Origin of the sequence: Pseudomonas sp. RIT288 (assembly GCF_000631985.1) — a bacterium.
Taxonomy (GTDB): Bacteria; Pseudomonadota; Gammaproteobacteria; order Pseudomonadales; family Pseudomonadaceae; genus Aquipseudomonas.
The window spans coordinates 221922-243115 of sequence record NZ_JFYN01000044.1 but is presented as its reverse complement, the minus strand read 5'-3'; the positions used below and the strand labels follow the sequence as shown (position 1 = coordinate 243115).

Genomic DNA, 21194 nt, shown 5'->3' with positions numbered 1-21194 from the left:
AGGGCTCTTCCAGCGATCTCGCGATTAAGCCGCGACAACGCTCACGTAACGACGACCGAAGGCGCCTTTTACTTCAAACTTGATCACGCCTTCGATTTTCGCGAAGAGGGTGTGATCTTTACCCATGCCAACGCCGTAGCCAGCGTGGAATTGGGTGCCGCGCTGACGCACGATGATGTTGCCGGCCTTGATGACCTGGCCGCCATACATCTTCACGCCAAGGCGTTTGGCTTCTGAGTCGCGACCGTTACGGGTACTACCACCAGCTTTTTTGTGTGCCATGAGTTCAATTCTCCTAGTGAGGAATTAGGCTGTAATTAAGCCTGAATACCGGTGATTTTGATCTCGGTGAACCACTGGCGGTGGCCCATACGCTTCATGTGGTGCTTACGGCGACGGAACTTGATGATGCGGACTTTATCGTGACGACCTTGGGAGATCACTTCAGCCTTGACGGTTGCGCCAGCAACAACAGGTGCGCCGATGTTCACGTCGTCGCCATTGGCGACCAGCAGAACGCGGTCAAAAGTCACGGATTCGCCAGTAGCGACTTCCAGTTTTTCGATCTTCAGGTATTCACCTTCAGCGACCTTGTATTGCTTACCGCCGGTAACGATTACTGCGTACATGGTATTTCTCCGATAATCCTGCTCACCCAGCTCTTTATAAGAAGAGGTATTGGCTGGCATGGCTGCATGGGGCTGGAACGGCCCAAGTGCAATTGCGTAAGGCAGGTGCTGCCCAGGAAGTTCAGGGTGCGCGATTGTACGCAAGCATCGAGAGTCACGCAAGAGGCCGTCCATCGCGCCTTGACAGGCCCCGGTGGGGGTCCTAGCATGCCGCGCAACCCTTCTGGAGCAACTGTCGCTGATGCAACCCCAAGCTTTCTACCGCGCGGTGGCGGACGATTTTAGCGCCGTCGACGGCATCATCAAGAAGCAGCTGACTTCCCGAGTGCCGCTGGTATCGAAAATCGGCGATTACATCACCTCGGCCGGCGGCAAACGCCTGCGTCCTTTATTGGTGCTGCTGTGCGGCAAGGCCCTGGGTCGCGAAGGCGACGACATGCGCCTGCTGGCCGCCACCATCGAATTCCTGCACACCGCAACCCTGCTGCATGACGACGTGGTCGACATGTCCGGCATGCGCCGTGGCCGCTCGACCGCCAACGCCATGTGGGGCAACGCCCCAAGCGTGCTGGTCGGCGACTTCCTGTACTCGCGCTCGTTCGAAATGATGGTCGAGCTGGGTTCGATGCCGGTGATGAAGATCCTGTCCCAGGCCACGCGCATCATCGCCGAAGGTGAAGTGTTGCAGCTGTCCAAGGTACGCGACGCCAGCACCACCGAAGAAACCTACATGGAAGTCATTCGCGGCAAGACCGCGATGCTCTTCGAAGCCTCGACCCACAGCGCTGCCGCACTGGCCGGTGCCACCGCCGAGCAGAGCGAAGCCCTGCGCACCTTCGGTGATCACCTCGGCGTGGCGTTCCAACTGGTCGACGACCTGCTGGACTACAAGGGCGACGCCGAGACCCTGGGCAAGAACGTCGGTGACGATCTGGCCGAAGGCAAACCGACCCTGCCGTTGATCTACACCATGCGTGAAGGCACACCCGAGCAGGCTGCTCTGGTCCGCCAGGCGATCCAGAAAGGCGGGATCGAAGACCTCGAAAGCATCCGCATCGCCGTGGAAGCCTCGGGTTCGCTGGAGTACACCGCACAACTGGCCCGCGACTACGTGGCCCGTGCGATCAAGTGCCTCGACGCGCTGCCGGCCAGCGAATACCGCGATGCACTGGTAGAACTGAGCGAGTTTGCGGTCGCCCGCACGCACTGATATCGCTGAAGCAAGATCAAAAGATCGCAGCCTTCGGCAGCTCCTGCATATCACCTGCAGGAGCTGCCGAAGGCTGCGATCTTTTGCTTTTGGCTCCCCACACAAAGAAAACCCTATATAATGTGCGACTTTTAGCGATCCCCTCTCCAAGGAGCCTTAGTGAGCACGTTGCCACCCTGCCCGAAATGCAATTCCGAATACACCTACGAAGACGGTGCCCAACTGATCTGCCCTGAGTGCGCCCACGAGTGGTCGGCCAGCGGCGAAGCTGAAGTGGCATCCGATGATGCCGTGAAGAAAGATTCGGTAGGCAACGTGCTTCAGGACGGCGACACCATCACCGTGATCAAGGACCTGAAGGTCAAGGGCACCTCGCTGGTGGTCAAGGTCGGCACCAAGGTGAAGAATATCCGCCTGTGCGATGGCGACCACGACATCGACTGCAAGATCGATGGCATCGGCCCGATGAAGCTCAAGTCAGAGTTCGTCAGAAAGGTCTGATCCTGCTGTCATCCATCCCGCGCCCGCCGCGGGATGGTGAAACGCCCTCCGCGCTTTCCCCTCCCTCATGTTCGCGTAATAGCCAGACGCCAGCCGATTTGACCTTACGCAATCTTTACCCGGAAAAAATCGCATTCCGCCAATAGGCACTTGCTATTTTACGAATAAGAATTATTCTCATTGAAACCTTTCAAGGAGATGAGACCCATGACTTATTTGATCGACGCCTGGCTGGATCGCCCACATCCGTACCTCAGGATCCTGCATCGGGAAACCGGAGAAGTCTGCGCGGTACTGGAAGAAGAAGCCCTGCATGAGCTGCAGGATCAGGGTGATCTGGACGTCAGCAGCCTGAATTCCAGCGAACCGTTGGTGCTCAAGGAGCTGGTGCGCAATCTGTTCCTGTTCTGCTATGCCCGGGCCTTGCGCCCGACCAATGAGCTGCATCACAAGATCGAAATATGAAGCCCCAAAAAACTGCAGGAGTGAGCCTGCTCGCGAGAGTGGCATATCAGGCAACCGAGTAGTCGACTGAACAGACGCCATCGCGAGCAGGCTCACTCCTGCATTAGCCCGCCATGTAGGCAGGCCCGGAATTACAGAACGTCCAGCAGCTCGACGTCGAATACCAGAACGCTGTGCGGCGGGATGCTGCCAACGCCTTGAGCGCCGTAAGCCAGTTCGCTCGGCACGTACAGGCGCCATTTGCTGCCAGCATTCATCAGTTGCAGAGCTTCGGTCCAGCCGGCGATCACGCCGCCTACCGGGAATTCTGCTGGCTGGCCACGATCGTAGGAGCTGTCGAACACGGTGCCGTCGATCAGCATGCCGTGGTAGTGAGTACGCACGGTGTCTTCACGGGATGGCTTGGCGCCTTCGCCCTGGGTCAGCACTTCGAATTGCAGGCCGGAAGCCAGGGTGGTGATGCCTTCTTTCTTGGCGTTTTCAGCCAGGAAAGCACGGCCTTCGCCGGCAGCAGCTTCAGCTTTGGCAGCGGCTTCGGCTTGCATGATCTCGCGGATCACTTTGAAGCTGGCGGACATGGCTTCCTGATCCACGCGGCTTGGTTTGCCGGCGAATGCGTCGGTCAGACCGGCCAGGATGGCGTCCAGGCTGACACCCGGTGGCGGGTTGTCGCGCAGCTGGTCACCCAGCTGACGGCCAATACCGTAGCTGACGCGGGTTTCGTCGGTGGACAGATTTACTTCGGACATGACACTGCTCCGCTGTGCGGACGGCCATCAGACTTGCCGTGCGTGCACAGCGCGTCCCGGCGCGCCCGGAACCTAAAAGGGCGAGCAGACTAGCACAGATGCCCGGCGATGGGGCGCAACGCCTACAGGGCCGAGCGCCAGGCCAGCGGCATTTTCAGGCTTTCATCGACGCTGCCGGACAGGCCGCACATTTCGTCGTGCACCGAGGTGTGCACAAGGTTGAACGGCAGCACCGGAAAGTTATGCAGCAAATCCCGTGCATGCTCCACCGAACGCAGTGTCAGCATCTGCCCTTTCGGATCGCTGAGCGGATACGCCGCCCCATGCATCCGCGCTTCGAGCAGATAAATCCCGCCCTCCATGGAGATCAGGTTCAGCTCATCGACCTTTCTGGCGATGGCAAACGCATTCAACTCTTGCAGGTTCATGAACGCACCTCGTGCGGTGGCGAGCCAGGACCTCTACAGGGATATGCCCGCACGCACCAAAGCACAAGCCATAAACGACACCGCCCGTCTGTTTCGCAACAGACGGGCGGTATTTTTGCAGCGATCAATCAATGATCAGTGCTTGGTGAGCTTGTCCAGATAGCCCATGGCAAACGCCGAGATCACGAAGGTCATGTGGATGATCACGTACCACATCAGGTGCTCGGGATCGACGTTCTTGGCGTCCATGAAGATCCGTAGCAGGTGGATCGAGGAAATCGCCACGATCGACGCCGCCACTTTCATCTTCAGCGACGAGGAGTCCATGGTACCCAGCCAGCTGAGCTTCTCTTTGCCCTCGTCGATGTTCAGCTCGGACACGAAGTTCTCGTAGCCGGAAATCATCACCATCACCAGCAAGCCGCCCACCAGCGCCATGTCGATCAGCGACAGCAGCACCAGAATCAGCTCGGATTCGGCCATGGAGAACACGTTGGGAATGACATGAAACACTTCCTGGAAGAATTTCAATGCCAGCGCCAGCAGCCCAAGGGACAGCCCGATATAGATCGGCGCCAGCAGCCAGCGCGTGGCGTACATTGCATTTTCGATAAAGCGTTCCATTGACTCTCACACAATAAGGATTGAAATCGGCGGCGAGTATACCAGCCGCCCGTGACAGCCAGAAACCGCTCGGCTCGCACCTCCAATCACCGCAACCTGCGTGTGTCGGTGATTTTTTTTCTGCTACTGTCCAAACCATTGACCGCCTAGCGAAAGTGGACAGGACGACTGGAAATGCATGTGGGATTGCCGTTGACGACTGCCGGAATTTGCCTCGCTCTGCTGCTGGGAGGCTGCTCGCCCGGTGAAGAGAAAAAACCCTCGGTCAGCCTCGAAGCAAAGACGGCAACCTTCGAACATTCACTGGACGCCATCGCCGACCCGAAACTCAAGGACGCCGTGACCGAACTCGGTGGCTCGCTGCTACTGCTCGAACGCGCGCAGCTCAAGCTCGACAGCACCCCGCTGAAAACCGTCTACGGCGAAGACGCCCTCGGCATCCTCAAGCACTACCCTTCGCCGCAGGCGCTGGTCGATACCTTCATCAACGGCCTGTTCGTGCTGCACAAGGACGCCAGCTCCGACTACCTCACCGACCTGCAACCAGTGTTCCCGTTCAACCTGAACGTTCCCGGCGGTTTTCTGTTTCCGCATGGCGTGGAATGGCAGTCAGTGACCCTGAGCAACAAACGGGTGATTGGCTATCAGCCGGAGTGGTCGGAAACCGATCCCGGCATTCAGTTGAGCCCGTCCAGCTCCAATGTCACCAACCCCGATGACCTGACCGTGACCTACCCGTTCATCGAAGGCCTGGACGTGGACAAGAAGACGCAGCCGCAACCGGTGAGCCTGCAAGGCAAAGTCGAAGTCATCGCGCCACGCCGCTTGTTCAGCTTCAACCTGAGCCAGAAGGACGTCGGCCAGACCCGCACCGATGACAACCTCAGCGTCACCCTGCTGAAGCTTGCAAAAAACTACGCCGAAGTCGAATTCAGCAACAACCTGCCACTGGCCCCCGAAGTCGAAGGCACGCCGCTCAATCCGTTGATCGTTCAGGCCCGCGACACCACCGGGCAATACCTGGTACGCGCCGGTTCGATCAACGAGAGTCCAGCACAGGTGGCTTTCTACGAGAAACAACTGGCGCATCTGCAACAGCAAAAAACCTGGAGCGAGGCACTGGAAAAACAGCTGGAGGACGAACAGCACGCCTTCGAGCAGCAACATCCACGCCGCTACAACAAGGTCTACTTCAACGGCCCCGTCGACACCCTGGAAGTCAGCGTGCTGGATTTCTCATCGGCAACCGTAACCCGCAAGGCGCTGGATCTCCCGGTGCGCACCTTCAGTCAGCACAGCACGGAAAAAGCCATCCAGCCGCTGGACCCGGCGGTGGTCGTCTATGACGACCTGGCGCCGAACTGGCTCAAGGGTGCGAGCCTCACCGAGGAAGCGTTGAAGGCCGGCATTCGCATCCATCAGTCCGTGGAAGAGCCCAGCGCTGCACGCATCGAGTTCTCCCACCGGCGCACCTTCAACGATGAGCTGCTCGGCGATGATTTCAGCCCGGGCGAAAGCCCGGTGACGTTCTTCACCGAGAAACGCAGTGGCAAACTCGATGAGCCGATCGAACTGCCGCCCGAGGCGTATCAGGTCGATCCGCTGCAAGCGACCATCACTTACGATTTGAACCTGTTCCCGGAAACCCCGGCGATTGCCGTGGGCTCGATGCCATTGTTTCTCGCAACCGTCGACAAGCAAACCTACGACGTCAAGTCGCTGCCCAAAGGCCTGGAGATCAAGAACAACACGCTGGTGGTGGACCTGAAACGGTTCCCGGCCAACGCCTGGCGATTCTTCGTCAAGGACGACAGCGGCAACTACCTGAAACAGATACTCTCAGTCAGTCATGACGCGAGTGCAGAAGGCCCGGCGCTGTTCGGCGTGCATTACTTCTATGGTCGTCCAACGCACGTGGAGACCTATCAGCGAACCGAACTCAATACCGTGCAATACGGCTTTGAGGTCAAACTCGACAAGGCGCAGCAGTCCGACACCGCGCCATGATTGCGCCTAGTGGTCGAATACGCCGACCGTACGCCCACGCCCACCATTGATCTGGCGCAGCTGTGCCTGCAGGTGCAGGCTCCAGATCTGCGGATCGTCGGCCAGCTCGTAGCCGTGCATCGTCAGGCTTTCAACAATGGTGTCGAGAATCGACTCGGCGGCGACCGGCCCGTGAAACGGGCCCTGGGCCTTGATGGCGGAAGGTTGTTCGCCGGCCATGCCGGCAGCGAAGAGCAAGGTCCACATGCCATTGTCGCCGGCCAGCGGTTTGATGGCGCATTCGATGCGGGTCACAAGACCCAGGCATTGACGGGTGAGGCAGAGGTTGCGCGACATGGCGGCGACCCTCGGTAAAACCTGTATTCAGCCTTCACGCGAAGGCTGTTTCGATCCAGTGATACTGTCGATGTCCTTGAGCAGAGAATAGAAGAAAAGTCCGCCGCGCAAGCCGCATAGAACCAGAAGGCGCCGAATGGTCATTGTGTGAATTCTGACGCCAGAGTAGTGGCACTTTTCCCTGAGTTACACCAAAAAACAAATGTAGGAGTGAGTCTGCTCGCGATAGCGGTATGTCAGAGCAATCATTCGTTGACTGACACTCCGCTATCGCGAGCAGGCTCACTCCTACAGTTTGACCGCGTTGAGGCTTACGCAGGTTTGGCTTCTACCAACGCCTCCTGCGCCAACTCCTTCTCGGCCTCTTTCAGATCGTCTTCACTGATCATCTCGGCAATCACCCGCAGACGCTCGACCACGCGCGCATTGACGCTGCCCTCGGGGAACTGACCGTCAGCATCCGGCTCACCGGCCGGCTCACCGACCAACAGGCTCAGCGCCTCGTCAGCCTGACGCACGGCGTACACGTGGAACTGCCCGGCGCGCACCGCCGCCAGCACCTTCTCGTCGAGCATCAGCGTGGCGACGTTGGCCTGCGGAATGATCGCGCCCTGCTCGCCCGTCAGCCCGCGTGCTTCGCAGAGACGGAAGAAACCTTCGATCTTCTCGTTGACCCCGCCGACCGCCTGCACTTCGCCGAACTGGTTGATCGAACCGGTAATCGCAAAACACTGCTTGAGCGGAGTTTTCGACAGCGCCGAAATCAGCGTGCAAGCCTCGCCCAGCGACGCACTGTCGCCATCAACGTAACCGTAGGATTGCTCCAGCGCGATGCTCGCGGAAATCGCCAGCGGGAATTCCTGGGCGTACCGGCTGCCCAGATACCCGGTGAGAATCATCACGCCCTTGGAGTGGATCGGCTGCCCGAGGTTGACCTCGCGCTCGATGTCGACGATGCCGCTGCCGCCCGGATACACCGTGGCGGAGATCCGCGCCGGCACACCGAACGCCGAATCACCGACTTCGAGTACGGTCAGCCCGTTGCACTTGCCGACCGCGGCGCCGTCGGTGTCGATCAGGATGATCCCGGCGAGCATGTCGTCGAGAATCCGCGCCGAGACCCGACCGGTACGCGTGGCCTTGGCTTTCAGCGCACGCTCGATGTGCCCGGCATCGGTCATTTCATCACCGGCCAGATGGCGGATGAAGTCCGCCTCGCTGACCAGTTGGAACAGATCGCCGATACGCGCCGACAAACGCCCCTGATGCTCGGCCAGCCGCGCGCTGTAGGTCGCCAGACGCGCCACCGCATCGGCGGTCAGCGGCGCCATGCCTTCTTCCGAGGTGCGGGTTTTCAGCAACTGGGCAAATTGCTCCAGGCTTTCGTCGACCATCGGGATGTCTTCATCGAAGTCGACCAGCACGCGGAACATCTCCTGGAAGTCCGGATCCAGGTCCTGCAGTGTGTAGTACAACTGCCGCGCACCGATGATCACCACTTTGACCTGCAATGGAATGTGCTGCGGGTTGAGGGTCACCGTGGCGAAACGGCCCATCTCGCCCAGCGGCGACTCCATTTTCAGTTTGCGCGATTGAAGGGCGCGTTTCAGCGCATCCCACACGAACGGCTCGCTGAGCATTTTCTCCGCTTCCAGGATCAGGAAGCCGCCGTTGGCGCGATGCAATGCACCGGGGCGCAACTGACGATAAGTGGTGTAGAGCGCGCCCTGATCGGTGGTGTATTCGATACGGCCGAACAGGTTTTCGTAGGTCGGATGCGGCTCGAAAACCACCGGCGCCCCGCCACTGTGCGGATGCCCCACCACCAGGCTCGGCGCGTATTGCTCTTCGAGCAGCTTGCGCGCCACGGCGTCGGTCTTGCTGTCGTCGACCAGTTGCTCGACTACGGTTTTCAGCAGATACACCTGCATCGCTTGCAGGTAACCGCAGACCGCGGCGTTCTCCGCGTACTTCTCGGACAACGGCGAGAGCAACGGCTGCAAGGCCAGGGTGATGGTTTCTTCGTTGAGCTGACGCAGCTGATTGTTCGACTCGCGCTTCCACTGCGGCAGGCTGGCGAGTTCTTCATTCAGACGCTCTTCGAGGCCGGAAATGTCCTCGTGGAAACGCTCACGTTCGGCTTCCGGCAATTGCGAGAATTCGGCCTCGTCCAGCGCCTTGCCTTCAAGCATCGGGGTGAACGCGATGTTGCTGCTGTCACGATACAGGGCGACGTCTTTTTCCAGGGCCAGACGCTCGATGACGTCCAGGGCCTTGTCGTAGCGTTGGTTGAAGGCGCGGTCGATGGCGCTTTTCTTCTGCTGGTAGGACGGGTGTTCGAACACCGCCGGAAACGTCGCCAGCAGGTTGTCGATCAGCCCGTTGATATCGCCGATGAACGCAGCGGCCGTTCCCGAAGGCAGTTCCAGTGCGCGGGGTTCGCGCGGCTCATCGAAATTGTTGACGTAGACCCAGTCCGCCGGGGTCTGCAGGCGTTTACCTTCGGCCTTCAGGTAGCGTTTGACGAACGAAAAGCGGCCAGTGCCGGGTTCGCCCATGACAAAGACGTTGTAACCGGGGCGTGGCATGGCCACACCGAACTGCAAGGCTTCGACCGCACGTTCCTGGCCAAGCACACCGCGAAAGGGCTCCAGATCATTGGTGGTAGTGAAGCTGAACTGTTCAGCGGAAAACGGACGGGTCAGCGCTTCGGGCGCTAGACGCAAGCTGGCAGCAACAGGATCAGGCATCGGGCTTCCTTAACAATCAGGCGGGGCAGATAGCGGCATTCTGGCGCTGCCCGTACCCCACTGGCAAGGCGCGCCACAAGACAAAGCATAGACAAGCGGCCAACCCCGAACCGACTCCCGTGAATCCGGGGTTATCGCCAAATCTTTTGTAAAAAATCACGGAACCCCCGGAACGTGCCTAAACTCCAAACTGCGCGGCTGGAACTAATACCGGCCCACTGGCGCTTCAAGGGTCTGTTATCACAGAGCCTGGGGGGCCAGAACCCTGTCCATTGGTATGCACACAAAGAGAACAAAGCTATGAAACGGATTCTTCTCGGTACTCTCTTCACCGCTGTTTCCATCAACGCCATGGCGCAAGCCCCGGGTGGCCCGGATTGCGGTTGGGGCAACATGCTGTTCGAAGGTCAGCGTGGCACCCCGGCACACTTCCTGGCATCCTCCACCAACGGCACCTCCGGTAACGCTACGTTCGGTATGACTTCCGGCACCAACGGTTGCTCGACCAACGCGTCGCTGACCTACGGCGGTAAATCCTGGTTCGCCATGAATGGCATGATGAACGAGCTGTCCGAAGACATGGCCAAGGGCAACGGCGAAGCGCTGACGACCTACGCCGTGGTACTGGGCGTGGCGCCGGAAGACCGTGCGCACTTCGCTGCTGTCACTCACGAGCACTTCCAGCAGATCTTCAGCAAGGCTGACGTGACCGCAGAAGACGTGCATACCAACACCCTGGCCGTGCTGAAGTCGGACCCACGTCTGGCCAAGTACGCCACTCAAGCTTAAGCTCGACCCCACCCGCTTCTTTCGGGAAGCGGGTTTTGTTTTTATGGCCCGCCCTTTTTGAGCGATGCAGGTCAGTTGTGACATGCGCTGAACCCTGTGGCGAGGGAGCTTGCTCCCGCTGGAGTGCGCAGCGCTCCCGGTTCTTATAGCGGGGCCGCTGCCGGCCCCAGCGGGAGCAAGCTCCCTCGCCACAGGTTGGGTGCTGTTTGACTTGTCTGTATTAACGCCCGGGGTCTTTGTTTTTCTTTCGACTTAAGTTGCCACTTATGCTCAAACGCCTTGCCTGGCTGGCGCTCTGTGTCTGCGCCCCGCTGTCCGCCGCGCCTCACATCGACTCTCAACGTTTGCAGCAACTGGCCAACGACCGTTTCTGGATTTCCCTCGGTCATTACGAAACCGCCAAGCTTGGCGGCTGGCGCAGCTATGTCAGCGACAAAAAATTCTTTCTCGCGCCCGATGGCAACGAACACCCCGACCATGAGCTGGCCGCCACCGTGCAAGCGCTGTATGCCCCCGCCAGTCTCGGCGAGCAACACGCGCAGTGCGTCTACCCGGCGCGTACCCGCTGGCTGAAAGTACAGCTCAACCTCAGCGACCTGCCCGCCCCCGATTGCGCCGAATTCAAGAAGTGGTTCAAGGACGTCTCGCCGCACAGCGCGGTGATGATCTTCCCGGCGGCCTACCTCAACAGCCCGTCGTCGATGTTCGGCCACACGCTGTTGCGCATCGATCAGGCTGACGTGCAGGCCGACAAGACTTCACTGCTGAGTTACGCGATCAACTTCGGCGCCTACATCGAAGGCTCGGACAACAGCATCCTCTACGCCTGGAAAGGCTTGATGGGTGGCTACCCGGGGCTGTTCTCGCTGGTGCCGTATCAGGAAAAACTTTCCGAGTACCGCAGCCTGGAAAACCGCGATCTGTGGGAATACCGGCTGAACCTGACGCAAGCCGAAACCGCACGCATGGTCGAGCATGTGTGGGAGCTGAAGCAGATCCAGTTCGACTATTTCTTCTTCGACGAAAACTGCTCCTATCGTCTGCTCGAACTGCTGCAAGTGGCGCGTCCAAGCCTGCGCCTGACCGAGCAATTCCCGCTGACCGCTATCCCTACCGATACGGTCAAAGCGGTGAAAGAGGCCGGATTGGTGGAAAGCATCGAGTATCGCCCGTCCCGCGAGCGTGAACTGCTCAGCCGCGCCGAACCGTTGAACAAGGAAGAACAGCAATGGGTGCTGAAGGTCAGCGCCGATCAACAGTTGTTGCAGGAGCCGACCTTCAAGGCCCTGCCCCGGGATCGTCAGGCGCTGATCATCGACGCGGCGTATCGTCTGGAACGCTACCGCGCCAACGGTCAGGAACGTGATCCGCAACGGGCGCAACGCAGCTTCGAACTGCTGCGGGCGATCAACAAGAACCCGGCGCCGGAGCTGCAGATTCCACAACCGGGCCTGCCCGAAGACGGCCACGAATCACGCACCTGGCAGGCCGGTATCGGCACGCGAGGTGATCGTGCATTCGGCGAGTACGGCTTGCGCATGGCCTATCACGATCTCAACGACAACGCCGAGAGCTTCCCCCTCGGCGCGCAGATCGAAATCCTGCAGATGAAGCTGCGCCAGTACGAAGGCAACCAGTGGCAATTCCAGCAACTGGACCTGGCAACCATCCGCTCGCTGACCCCGCGCAATGAGCTGCTGCAGCCACTGTCGTGGCAAGTCACTGGCGGCCTCGAGCGCGTACCGGGCAAGCATGATGACGAAACCCTGGTCAGCCACGTCAACGGCGGCGGTGGCGGCACCTGGCAGTTGGGCGAAGACACGCTTGGTTTTGCCCTCGGCACAGTGCGCATCGAGCACAACAATGACTTCGCCGGATTCGTCACGCCGGCCGCTGGCTTCAACACCGGCGTGCTGTGGAAAAACCCGTTGGGCAATATGAGCGTCGAGGCCAAGGGCGATTACTTCACCAACGGCGAAGTACGCCGCAGTCTGAGCCTGAACCAGCAGTGGGAGCTGTCGCGCAACCTCGGTTTACGCTTGAGTGCGCAGCGTGAGTTCAGTCACGTCGCAACCCCGGAAACCGAAGTGATGCTCGAAGTGAAGTGGTATCACTATTAAAAGATCGCAGCCTGCGGCAGCGCCTACATTGGGAATGAATTTTTCCTGTAGGAGCTGCCGCAGGCTGCGATCTTTTGATCTTCCTTTCACACCCCATCAACGAATCACCTTCTAGACTTTCCCCATAAGCCGAGAACCGGCGCGGGAGAGTGCGATGTGGCGGTGTGCGGGGCTGTTGGGTGTTGTGCTGTTGCTCGGGGGTTGCCAGACCACCCACGAAGACTTGATTGCCAAAGGTTATCCACCGGCCTTCGCCGACGGTTTTGACGATGGCTGCGTCAGTGGCCGGCAAGCCGCCGGTTCGATCAGCGGCGAGTTTCGCAAGAACGTGCCGCGCTATCTCAAGGACAAGCAATACGCCGAAGGCTGGACCGACGGCTTTCGCCAGTGTCAGGCGATGCTCGAAAACAAGGATCGCGAGGAGTATCGCAACGAGCACTGGGACGAACGCGAGCGCGCCTGGCAGCAGCAGAAAGATCAGGACGCCGGGCGGGCTTATCGCTCGCAATAGGTCGCTTCCAGACATCCGGTGAAACCAAATGCCGGCGACCATGGCCCAAACTCTTTGCAGAGGAGGACAGCATGAGCCGCGCTTTCGTCAACGAGGACAATGCCGCCGCGCAAGCCGATCAGCCCGTCGAACGGCAGATCAGCGCGCAGCCCAATTACGTCACCCCACAGGGGTTGGCACAGTTGCAGGCCAAAGTCGCCGAACTGCAAGCCCTGCACGCCGAGCAATCGGCCCAGGGCGAACAGGCCGACAAGCAACGGCTGGCCGATCTGCAACGGGATCTGCGCTATTTCAATCAACGTCTGGGTAGCGCGCAGGTCGCTGCCCCCGCGACCTCTACCGACAAGGTGCAGATTGGCAGCTGGGTGACCTACGCCGACGAACACAACACCGAAAGTCGGGTGCAATTGGTCGGCGAAGATCAGGCCGACGCCAGTCAGGGCCTGATCAATTGGGCTTCGCCGCTGGGCCGGGCGCTACTCGGCGCCCGGCTCAATGACGAAGTGCTATGGCAGCGCCCCGCTGGCGATCAGGTGATTGAAGTGATTCGCATCGAACCGGCTTAAACCACACCCTGCGCGAGCATCGCATCAGCGACTTTGACGAAGCCGGCGATGTTCGCGCCCTTGACGTAGTTGATCCGCCCGTTCTCTTCGCCGTAATGCACGCAGGCGTGGTGAATCGACTGCATGATTGCGTGCAGCTTGCTGTCTACCTCGCCCGCCGTCCACAGCAGGCGCATGGCGTTCTGCGACATCTCCAGCCCGCTGACCGCGACCCCACCGGCGTTCGACGCTTTGCCCGGGGCGAACAGAATGCCGGCCTCGATGAAGATATCCACAGCCGCAAGCGTGGTCGGCATGTTCGCGCCTTCGGCCACGCACACGCAGCCATTGCGCAGCAGCGTACGAGCAGATTCGGCGTCGAGTTCGTTCTGCGTTGCGCAGGGCAGCGCGATGTCGCACGGCAATGACCACGGCAACTGACCGGCGCGGAACTCCAGACCGAACGCGGTGGCCAGCTCGCTGATGCGCCCGCGTTTGACGTTTTTCAGTTCCAGCAGCGCCAGCCACTGCTCTTCGCTCAGGCCGGATTCGCAGTACAGCGTACCTTCGGAGTCGGACAGCGAAATCACCTTGCCGCCCAGATCCATGACTTTGCGCGCGGCGTACTGCGCGACATTGCCGGAACCGGAGATCGCCACGCGCTTGCCTTCGACGGTCTGCCCGCGGCGCTTGAGCATTTCTTCGGCGAAGTACACGCAACCGAAACCGGTGGCTTCCGGACGAATCAGGCTGCCGCCGTAGGTCATGCCTTTGCCGGTCAACACGCTGGTGAACTGGTTGCTCAAGCGTTTGTACTGACCGAACAGGAAGCCGATCTCGCGTGCCCCGACACCGATGTCACCGGCCGGCACGTCAACATCAGCACCGATGTGCCGGTACAGCTCGCTCATGAACGCCTGGCAGAAACGCATGACTTCGGCGTCGCTCTTGCCCTTCGGATCAAAGTCCGAACCGCCCTTGCCGCCGCCCATGGGCAACGAGGTCAGGGAGTTCTTGAAAGTCTGCTCGAAGGCGAGAAACTTCAGCACGCCCATGTTCACCGAAGGATGAAAGCGCAAGCCGCCCTTGTACGGGCCGATCGCGCTGTTCATCTGAATGCGGAAACCGCGATTGACCTGGACCTTGCCCTGATCGTCGACCCACGACACGCGGAACACCACGGCGCGCTCCGGCTCGCAGATGCGCTCCAGAATGCCTGAGGTCAGGTAGCGTGGGTTGGCTTCGAGAAACGGCCACAGACTGCGCAGAACTTCTTCGACAGCCTGGTGGAATTCGGGTTGATCCGGGTCGCGTTTTTTCAGTCGGGCGAGGAAGGATTCGACGGATTCGATCATGGGAAAAGTCTCGGCAAATTTATTGTCGTTGGAAGCGATTGAGCCGGACTGTAGCAAACGATTTGCGCACAGGAACAGCGCAAAATGTCGCAGTTATGAAATTAAATGGTGCACAGGATATAAATCAGGCGGTTTTTTGAGCTGGTTTTGCACCTGAATGGGGAGGTCAAATCGAAGTAATGCACCAACAGTTACACCGCTATCGCGAGCAGGCTCACTCCTACAGGGGACCGTATTTCAATTGTAGGAGTGAGCCTGCTCGCGATGGCCGCGCTGCGGTATTGCTGAAAAAACCCGGGCAAAAAAAACGGAGCCCGAAGGCTCCGCTTTTTCACCCAACCAACCCGAATCAGGCCAGTTTCTTGTGACGTACCCGGTGTGGCTGGGCCGCCGCTTCGCCAAGACGCTTTTTACGGTCGGCTTCGTACTCGGTGTAGTTGCCTTCGAAGAACACCGCTTGCGAGTCGTCTTCGTACGCCAGGATGTGGGTCGCGACGCGGTCCAGGAACCAGCGATCGTGAGAGATCACAATGGCGGCGCCCGGGAAGTCCAGCAGAGCTTCTTCCAGGGAACGCAGGGTTTCAACGTCGAGGTCGTTGGACGGTTCGTCGAGCAGCAGGACGTTACCGCCCTCCTTCAGGGTCAGCGCCAGGTGCAGACGACCGCGCTCACCACCGGACAGATCCTTGACGAACTTCTGCTGGTCGCCGCCCTTGAAGTTGAAGCGACCGACATAAGTGCGCGACGGGATCTCGTAGTTGCCGATGCGGATCTGATCGGAACCGTCGGAGATCTGCTGGAACACAGTCTTGCTGCCGTCGAGGTCTTCGCGGCTCTGGTCAACGCAGGCCAGTTGCACGGTTTCGCCGACTTCGATGGTGCCGGAATCCGGAGTTTCCTTGCCCATCAGCATGCGGAACAGGGTCGACTTACCGGCACCGTTACCACCGATCACGCCGACGATGGCGCCTTTTGGCATGGAGAACGACAGGTTGTCGATCAGGACGCGATCGCCGTAGCCCTTGGTGACGTTCTTGAATTCGATGACCTTGTCACCCAGACGCGGACCGGCCGGGATGTAGATCTCGTTGGTTTCCGAACGCTTCTGGAATTCCTGCGACTGCATTTCTTCGAAGCGTTGCAGACGTGCCTTGGATTTCGACTGACGGGCTTTCGCGCCTTTGCGCACCCACTCCAGTTCTTCCTTCATGGCTTTTTCGTGAGCCGACTGCTGCTTGGATTCGGCCGCCAGACGATCGGACTTGGCTTCGAGCCAACCCGAGTAGTTGCCCTCGTAAGGAATGCCGGCGCCACGGTCGAGTTCCAGAATCCAACCGGCAACGTTGTCGAGGAAGTAACGGTCGTGCGTGATCGCGACCACGGTGCCCGGGAAGTCGTGCAGGAAGTGCTCCAGCCACGCCACCGAATCAGCGTCCAAGTGGTTGGTCGGTTCGTCGAGCAGCAGCATGTCCGGAGCGGACAGCAGCAGACGGCACAGGGCCACACGACGTTTTTCACCACCGGACAGGTGTTCGACCTTGGCGTCCCAGGCCGGCAGACGCAGGGCGTCGGCAGCGACTTCCAGTTGACGCTCCAGGTTGTGACCATCGCTGGCCTGCAGGATCGCTTCGAGCTTGGCCTGTTCGGCAGCCAGCTTGTCGAAGTCGGCATCCGGATCGGCGTAGGCGGCGTAGACCTCGTCCAGACGCGCTTGCGCATCCTTGATCACGCTGACGGCTTCCTCGACCACTTCACGCACGGTCTTGGTCGGATCAAGTTGTGGCTCTTGCGGCAGATAACCGATGTTCAGGTCCGGCATCGGACGGGCTTCGCCCTCGAACTCGGTGTCGACGCCGGCCATGATTTTCAGCAGCGTGGATTTACCCGAACCGTTGAGGCCGAGTACGCCGATCTTGGCGCCGGGGAAGAACGACAGCGAAATGTTTTTCAGGATTTCCCGCTTCGGCGGAACAACTTTGCCCAGCCGATGCATGGTGAAGACGTATTGAGCCATGGAGAACCTTGGGTCAGTGACAGATGAATGATTGGAGCGCAGGCGATGCCCGGCCAGACCGATGCGCGTCGTTCACTAGACCACTTGATGGCCATCAATGCGTGCGCGCGGAAAAAAGTCTGATTCTAGGAGCTGGAACGCTCCCGCGTAACCGGCAAAGCTACCTTAATGACCGGTGGCAGTCCAGCCGAGTGGGGCTGGCACTTCGCCACAACTCAAGGCATGCTAGCCGCCCTTCGGGCGTCCGGCTTATAGTGCACGTCGCGCCAGTCCAGCCAAACCGCAGGATTTCAGCTTGTCCAACGTTACCCCGCCAGCTTCTGTGAGCGCGTCCAATCCGGGGACCGGCACGCCCCTGCGCGGAACATTGAAGGGGGTATTGGCAACGCTGGTACTTTTGCTGCTGGCATTGCTGTTCTGGCAACTGCTCGATCAATTGCGCGAGACCCAGAAAAACCAGCGCCAGTACACCATCGACTACACGGCCGACCTGGCCTCGCAGGTCAGCCTGAACATGTCGCTGAATGCGCAAATCGCCCTCAACCTGCTACCGATCGTCGAACAGCCGCAATCGTCCGACGAACAGCAGGCGCTGCTGCGCAAGCTCCAGCAATCGCTGCCGGATCTGCGCAGCCTGGCCCTGCTCAGCCCGTCCGGGAAAATCCTCAACGACAGCGCCAGCGACAGCCACGACGCCGATTACCTCGCTGAACTGGTGCGCCGCAGCCGCGCCCAGGCACATTACTTCAGCAACGCCGACGACGGCTCGGTGGTGCATCTGTTGTTGCATCAGGCCAGCGGCAGCACGCGCGGCTACTGGGTATTGCGCCTGACCCCGACCTTCTTCGACTCGCTGACCAAGCTGGGCGAAACCGGCATCCGCCCGTTGTGGCTGGTGGAAAACCGTCTCAACCATCAAATCATCAGCCGCGACGAAACGTTATCTTCCGCCCGGCCCGGGGTGCTGAGCCCGGACGACATGGCCAACACCGTGCTGACCGTGCCGCTGAGCAGCAGCGACTGGCAGTTGCGCGGGCTGTTCGATCGCCAGCGCGTACTCGAAGAACTGCTGCCGGCGTTCATCGGCAAATGCCTGCTGGGCCTGGCGTTCTCGATGTTGCCGGTGATCGCGCTGCTCAACATGCGTCGCCGCCAACGTCAGTTGCATGAAGGCCGCCGGCGCTATCAGGACATCTTCGAAGGCACCGGCGTCGCTTTGTGTGTGCTTGATCTGTCCGGCCTCAAGCAGGTGTTCGACAAGGCACAGATCCAGACCAGCGACCAGCTCAAGGCCTGGCTCGAGCAACCGGCCCAGCGCCAGCAACTGCTGCAAGAACTGCGCGTCACCGAGGTCAATCAGGTGGCGCTGCAACTGCTCAATGTCAATTCCTGCGAGCACGCCTGGCAGTTGCTGATCGACGGCCATCCGCACAGCCAGTGCGCCATCGGCAACCAGGTGCTCGACGCGGTTCTGCAGCAGCAAAAACAGCTGGAGCTGGAAATCAGACTGCCGGACATCAACGGCCGCGATCAGCACCTGTGGATGGTCCTGCGCCTGCCTGAGGAACAACACGACTATAAAGCGGTGATCCTGAGCATCAACGACATCACCAGCCGCAAGCTGATCGAACTGTCGTTGCTGGAGCGCGAAGGTTTCTGGTCGGACGTGGTGCGCACCGTGCCGGATCATCTGTATGTGCAGGACGTGATCAGCCAGCGGATGATTTTCAGCAACCACCACCTCGGCCAGACCCTCGGTTACAACCGCACCGAGCTGCATCAGATGGGCGAGTACTTCTGGGAAATCCTCCTGCACCCGGAAGACGCCGACTACTACCATCGCTCGCGGCAGATGCAGCGGCACGCCGGGTACAGCCAGTTGTTGCAATGCCAATTGCGCTTCCGTCATCGCGACGGCAAATGGCGGCGCTTCGATATTCGTGAGCAGGCGCTGGCCCGTGACAAGCACGATCAGGTCACGCGGATCATCGGCGTGGCCAAGGACATCACCGAGCAGATCGAGGCCAGTGAATCGTTGCGCGACAGCGAGCAGCGCTACCGCATGCTCGCCGAAAGCATCAGCGACGTGATTTTCTCCACTGACAGCAAGCTGTCGCTGAACTACGTCAGCCCGTCGGTGCAGGCGGTACTGGGTTACGACGCCGAGTGGATCTTCCAGAACGGCTGGCAATCGACCATCGCCAACCCGCAACAGCTATCCGGCATCTACACCTTGATGGACCGGGTCAGCAAAGCGCTCGACAAGCCTGAACAACTGGCAGTGTTGCGCAATCAGGTGCAGACCCAGATGTTCCTGTTCGACTGCCTGCGCGCCGACGGCCGCAAGATCCCGATCGAACTGCGGCTGGTGCTGGTATGGGACGAACACGGTGCGTTCGAAGGCGTGCTCGGCGTCGGCCGCGACATCAGCCAGCAACGCCGCGCCGAAAAAGACCTGCGCATGGCCGCCACGGTATTCGAGCACTCGACTTCGGCGATCCTGATCACCGACCCCGCCGGTTACATCGTACAGGCCAACGAAGCCTTCAGCCGGGTCAGCGGTTACGCGGTGTCGGAAGTGCTCGATCAGTTGCCGAACATGCTCACCGTCGACGAGCAACAGGACGCGCACCTGCGCTACGTGCTCAAGCAATTGCACCAGCACAGCACCTGGGAAGGCGAAGTCTGGCTCAAGCGCCGTAACGGCGAGCATTACCCGGCGTGGGTCGGCATCACTGCGGTACTCGACGATGAAGGCGACTTGGCCAGTTACGTGTGCTTCTTCAGCGACATCAGCGAGCGCAAGGCCAGCGAGCAGCGCATCCATCGCCTCGCCTACTACGACGCCCTGACCCACCTGCCGAACCGCACGCTGTTCCAGGATCGACTGCACACCGCGCTGCAATCGGCCGAACGGCAGAAGTCGTGGGTGGTGCTGATGTTCCTCGACCTCGACCGCTTCAAGCCGATCAACGACTCCCTCGGCCACGCGGCTGGCGACCGCATGTTGAAAGACATGGCCACGCGGTTGCTGGCCTGCGTTGACGATGACGACACCGTGGCGCGCATGGGCGGTGACGAGTTCACCTTGCTCCTGCAGCACCGCTCCAGCCGCGAAATGGCGCTGAACCGGGCGATTCACGTGGCCGAGCAGATCCTCGCCAGTCTGGTGCGCCCGTTCGTGCTGGAAGGGCGCGAGTTCTTCGTCACCGCCAGTATCGGCATCGCCCTGAGCCCGCAGGATGGCAACGAGCTCAGCCAGTTGATGAAGAACGCCGACACCGCGATGTACCACGCCAAGGAGCGCGGCAAGAACAACTTCCAGTTCTATCAGGCCGACATGAACGCCAGTGCGCTGGAACGTCTGGAGCTGGAAAGCGACTTGCGCCATGCGCTGGAGCAGAACGAATTCGTCCTGTATTACCAGCCGCAATTCAGCGGCGACGGCAAACGCCTGACTGGCGCCGAAGCGCTGCTGCGCTGGCGTCATCCGCGTCGTGGACTGGTGCCGCCGGGGGATTTCATTCCGGTGCTGGAGGAGCTCGGTCTGGTAGTGGACGTCGGAGACTGGGTGATCAGCGAAGCCTGCCGCCAGCTCAAGACCTGGCACCAGAATCGGGTGCGCGTGCCGAAGGTCTCGGTGAACATTTCGGCGCGGCAGTTCTCCGATGGCCAGCTCGGTACGCGTATCGCCACGATCCTGCGCGAAACCGGCCTGCCGCCGGCGTGTCTGGAGCTGGAACTGACCGAAAGTATCCTGATGCGCGAAGTCAGCGAGGCGATGCAGATCCTCGCCGGGCTGAAGAACCTCGGCCTGAGCATTGCGGTCGACGATTTCGGTACCGGTTATTCGTCGCTGAACTACCTCAAGCAGTTTCCGATCGACGTGCTGAAGATCGACCGCACCTTCGTCGACGGCCTGCCGTCCGGCGAACAGGACGCGCAGATCGCCCGCGCAATCATCGCCATGGCCCACAGCCTCAATCTGGCGGTCATCGCCGAAGGCGTGGAAACCCATGAGCAACTGGACTTCCTGCGCGAGCACGGTTGCGATGAAGTGCAGGGCTATCTGTTCGGCCGGCCGATGCCGGCGGGGCGGTTTGAAGCGCAGTTCAGCAATGACGCCCTCTTCATGTTCGACTGAAGAAAAGATCGCAGCCT

General features: G+C 60.1%; 18 protein-coding genes. 9 read left to right on the top strand and 9 right to left on the bottom strand.

Annotated elements, in window-relative coordinates; genetic code table 11:
* Positions 1-24: 24 nt before the first annotated feature.
* Together rpmA and rplU are read right to left on the bottom strand one after the other, a co-directional pair.
* A complete protein-coding gene (gene rpmA / locus BW33_RS27875) occupies positions 25-282 on the bottom strand; it encodes a 50S ribosomal protein L27 (protein WP_003228360.1) in 258 nt (85 codons plus the stop codon).
* Positions 283-317: 35 nt separating this feature from the next.
* The gene (gene rplU, locus BW33_RS27870; protein WP_003228361.1) at positions 318-629 is read right to left on the bottom strand and encodes a 50S ribosomal protein L21; all 312 of its coding nucleotides are present in this window, start codon (positions 627-629) and stop codon (positions 318-320) included.
* A gap of 241 nt (positions 630-870) precedes the next feature.
* Between rplU and BW33_RS27865 the strand changes: the two genes are divergently transcribed.
* The 3 genes from BW33_RS27865 (at position 871) to BW33_RS27855 (ending at position 2805) form a co-directional block, all read left to right on the top strand.
* Complete coding sequence (locus BW33_RS27865; protein WP_007950962.1) at positions 871-1839, top strand: polyprenyl synthetase family protein; 969 nt, start codon at positions 871-873, stop codon at positions 1837-1839.
* Positions 1840-1998: 159 nt separating this feature from the next.
* Positions 1999-2340, top strand: coding sequence for a zinc ribbon domain-containing protein YjdM (locus tag BW33_RS27860; RefSeq protein WP_025108781.1), 342 nt, complete (start codon positions 1999-2001; stop codon positions 2338-2340).
* Positions 2341-2547: 207 nt separating this feature from the next.
* A complete protein-coding gene (locus BW33_RS27855; protein ID WP_003228365.1) occupies positions 2548-2805 on the top strand; it encodes a PA4570 family protein in 258 nt (85 codons plus the stop codon).
* A gap of 131 nt (positions 2806-2936) precedes the next feature.
* Here the strand turns inward: BW33_RS27855 and BW33_RS27850 are convergent, their stop codons facing one another.
* The 3 genes from BW33_RS27850 to BW33_RS27840 form a co-directional block, all read right to left on the bottom strand.
* Positions 2937-3554 (bottom strand): FKBP-type peptidyl-prolyl cis-trans isomerase, encoded by a 618-nt coding sequence (locus tag BW33_RS27850; RefSeq protein ID WP_003228367.1) that lies wholly within the window; start codon positions 3552-3554, stop codon positions 2937-2939.
* 122 nt (positions 3555-3676) lie between these two features.
* Positions 3677-3982, bottom strand: coding sequence for a DUF6482 family protein (locus BW33_RS27845; RefSeq protein ID WP_047602619.1), 306 nt, complete (start codon positions 3980-3982; stop codon positions 3677-3679).
* A 135-nt stretch (positions 3983-4117) separates the two neighbouring features.
* Positions 4118-4606, bottom strand: coding sequence for a TIGR00645 family protein (locus BW33_RS27840; protein ID WP_007950967.1), 489 nt, complete (start codon positions 4604-4606; stop codon positions 4118-4120).
* 174 nt (positions 4607-4780) lie between these two features.
* Here BW33_RS27840 and BW33_RS27835 point away from each other — a divergent pair, with 174 nt between their 5' ends.
* On the top strand, positions 4781-6613 hold the full coding sequence (locus BW33_RS27835; protein WP_047602618.1) for a hypothetical protein: 1833 nt from the start codon (positions 4781-4783) through the stop codon (positions 6611-6613).
* Between the two features lie 6 nt (positions 6614-6619).
* Here the strand turns inward: BW33_RS27835 and BW33_RS27830 are convergent, their stop codons facing one another.
* The gene (locus BW33_RS27830; RefSeq protein WP_007963794.1) at positions 6620-6949 is read right to left on the bottom strand and encodes a PA4575 family protein; all 330 of its coding nucleotides are present in this window, start codon (positions 6947-6949) and stop codon (positions 6620-6622) included.
* 311 nt (positions 6950-7260) lie between these two features.
* Entirely contained in the window at positions 7261-9699 is a 2439-nt protein-coding gene (locus tag BW33_RS27825; protein WP_047602617.1) for a Lon protease family protein, read from the bottom strand.
* A gap of 300 nt (positions 9700-9999) precedes the next feature.
* On the opposite strand from BW33_RS27825, the gene BW33_RS27820 reads away from it, so the two are divergent.
* From BW33_RS27820 to BW33_RS27805, 4 genes are all read left to right on the top strand, one after another.
* On the top strand, positions 10000-10488 hold the full coding sequence (locus tag BW33_RS27820; protein WP_047602616.1) for a DUF3015 domain-containing protein: 489 nt from the start codon (positions 10000-10002) through the stop codon (positions 10486-10488).
* A 266-nt stretch (positions 10489-10754) separates the two neighbouring features.
* Positions 10755-12608 carry an Lnb N-terminal periplasmic domain-containing protein gene (locus tag BW33_RS27815; RefSeq protein ID WP_047602615.1) on the top strand — a complete coding sequence of 618 codons (1854 nt, stop codon included), beginning with the start codon at positions 10755-10757 and terminating at the stop codon, positions 12606-12608.
* 154 nt (positions 12609-12762) lie between these two features.
* Positions 12763-13119 (top strand): hypothetical protein, encoded by a 357-nt coding sequence (locus BW33_RS27810; RefSeq protein ID WP_003228385.1) that lies wholly within the window; start codon positions 12763-12765, stop codon positions 13117-13119.
* A gap of 71 nt (positions 13120-13190) precedes the next feature.
* The gene (locus BW33_RS27805; protein WP_047602614.1) at positions 13191-13685 is read left to right on the top strand and encodes a GreA/GreB family elongation factor; all 495 of its coding nucleotides are present in this window, start codon (positions 13191-13193) and stop codon (positions 13683-13685) included.
* Here the strand turns inward: BW33_RS27805 and gdhA are convergent.
* Together gdhA and ettA are read right to left on the bottom strand one after the other, a co-directional pair.
* Positions 13682-15019 carry an NADP-specific glutamate dehydrogenase gene (gene gdhA, locus BW33_RS27800; protein ID WP_047602613.1) on the bottom strand — a complete coding sequence of 446 codons (1338 nt, stop codon included), beginning with the start codon at positions 15017-15019 and terminating at the stop codon, positions 13682-13684. The two genes, BW33_RS27805 and gdhA, sit on opposite strands and share 4 nt — an antisense overlap.
* 349 nt (positions 15020-15368) lie before the next feature.
* Positions 15369-17033 carry an energy-dependent translational throttle protein EttA gene (gene ettA / locus BW33_RS27795; protein WP_003228391.1) on the bottom strand — a complete coding sequence of 555 codons (1665 nt, stop codon included), beginning with the start codon at positions 17031-17033 and terminating at the stop codon, positions 15369-15371.
* A gap of 295 nt (positions 17034-17328) precedes the next feature.
* Between ettA and BW33_RS27790 the strand changes: the two genes are divergently transcribed.
* Positions 17329-21177: a sensor domain-containing protein gene (locus BW33_RS27790; protein WP_047602612.1), complete on the top strand. Its 3849-nt coding sequence runs from the start codon at positions 17329-17331 to the stop codon at positions 21175-21177.
* The last annotated feature ends 17 nt before the right edge of the window (positions 21178-21194 follow it).

Coding starts and splice junctions, on each gene's coding strand:
- BW33_RS27815 (WP_047602615.1), top strand. CDS start 10,755: ATGCTCAAACGCCTTGCCTGGCTGGCGCTCTGTGTCTGCGCCCCGCTG.
- BW33_RS27820 (WP_047602616.1), top strand. CDS start 10,000: ATGAAACGGATTCTTCTCGGTACTCTCTTCACCGCTGTTTCCATCAAC.
- BW33_RS27845 (WP_047602619.1), bottom strand. CDS start 3,982: ATGAACCTGCAAGAGTTGAATGCGTTTGCCATCGCCAGAAAGGTCGAT.
- BW33_RS27865 (WP_007950962.1), top strand. CDS start 871: ATGCAACCCCAAGCTTTCTACCGCGCGGTGGCGGACGATTTTAGCGCC.
- BW33_RS27855 (WP_003228365.1), top strand. CDS start 2,548: ATGACTTATTTGATCGACGCCTGGCTGGATCGCCCACATCCGTACCTC.
- gdhA (WP_047602613.1), bottom strand. CDS start 15,019: ATGATCGAATCCGTCGAATCCTTCCTCGCCCGACTGAAAAAACGCGAC.
- ettA (WP_003228391.1), bottom strand. CDS start 17,033: ATGGCTCAATACGTCTTCACCATGCATCGGCTGGGCAAAGTTGTTCCG.
- BW33_RS27850 (WP_003228367.1), bottom strand. CDS start 3,554: ATGTCCGAAGTAAATCTGTCCACCGACGAAACCCGCGTCAGCTACGGT.
- BW33_RS27835 (WP_047602618.1), top strand. CDS start 4,781: ATGCATGTGGGATTGCCGTTGACGACTGCCGGAATTTGCCTCGCTCTG.
- rpmA (WP_003228360.1), bottom strand. CDS start 282: ATGGCACACAAAAAAGCTGGTGGTAGTACCCGTAACGGTCGCGACTCA.
- BW33_RS27825 (WP_047602617.1), bottom strand. CDS start 9,699: ATGCCTGATCCTGTTGCTGCCAGCTTGCGTCTAGCGCCCGAAGCGCTG.
- rplU (WP_003228361.1), bottom strand. CDS start 629: ATGTACGCAGTAATCGTTACCGGCGGTAAGCAATACAAGGTCGCTGAA.
- BW33_RS27840 (WP_007950967.1), bottom strand. CDS start 4,606: ATGGAACGCTTTATCGAAAATGCAATGTACGCCACGCGCTGGCTGCTG.
- BW33_RS27805 (WP_047602614.1), top strand. CDS start 13,191: ATGAGCCGCGCTTTCGTCAACGAGGACAATGCCGCCGCGCAAGCCGAT.
- BW33_RS27810 (WP_003228385.1), top strand. CDS start 12,763: ATGTGGCGGTGTGCGGGGCTGTTGGGTGTTGTGCTGTTGCTCGGGGGT.
- BW33_RS27830 (WP_007963794.1), bottom strand. CDS start 6,949: ATGTCGCGCAACCTCTGCCTCACCCGTCAATGCCTGGGTCTTGTGACC.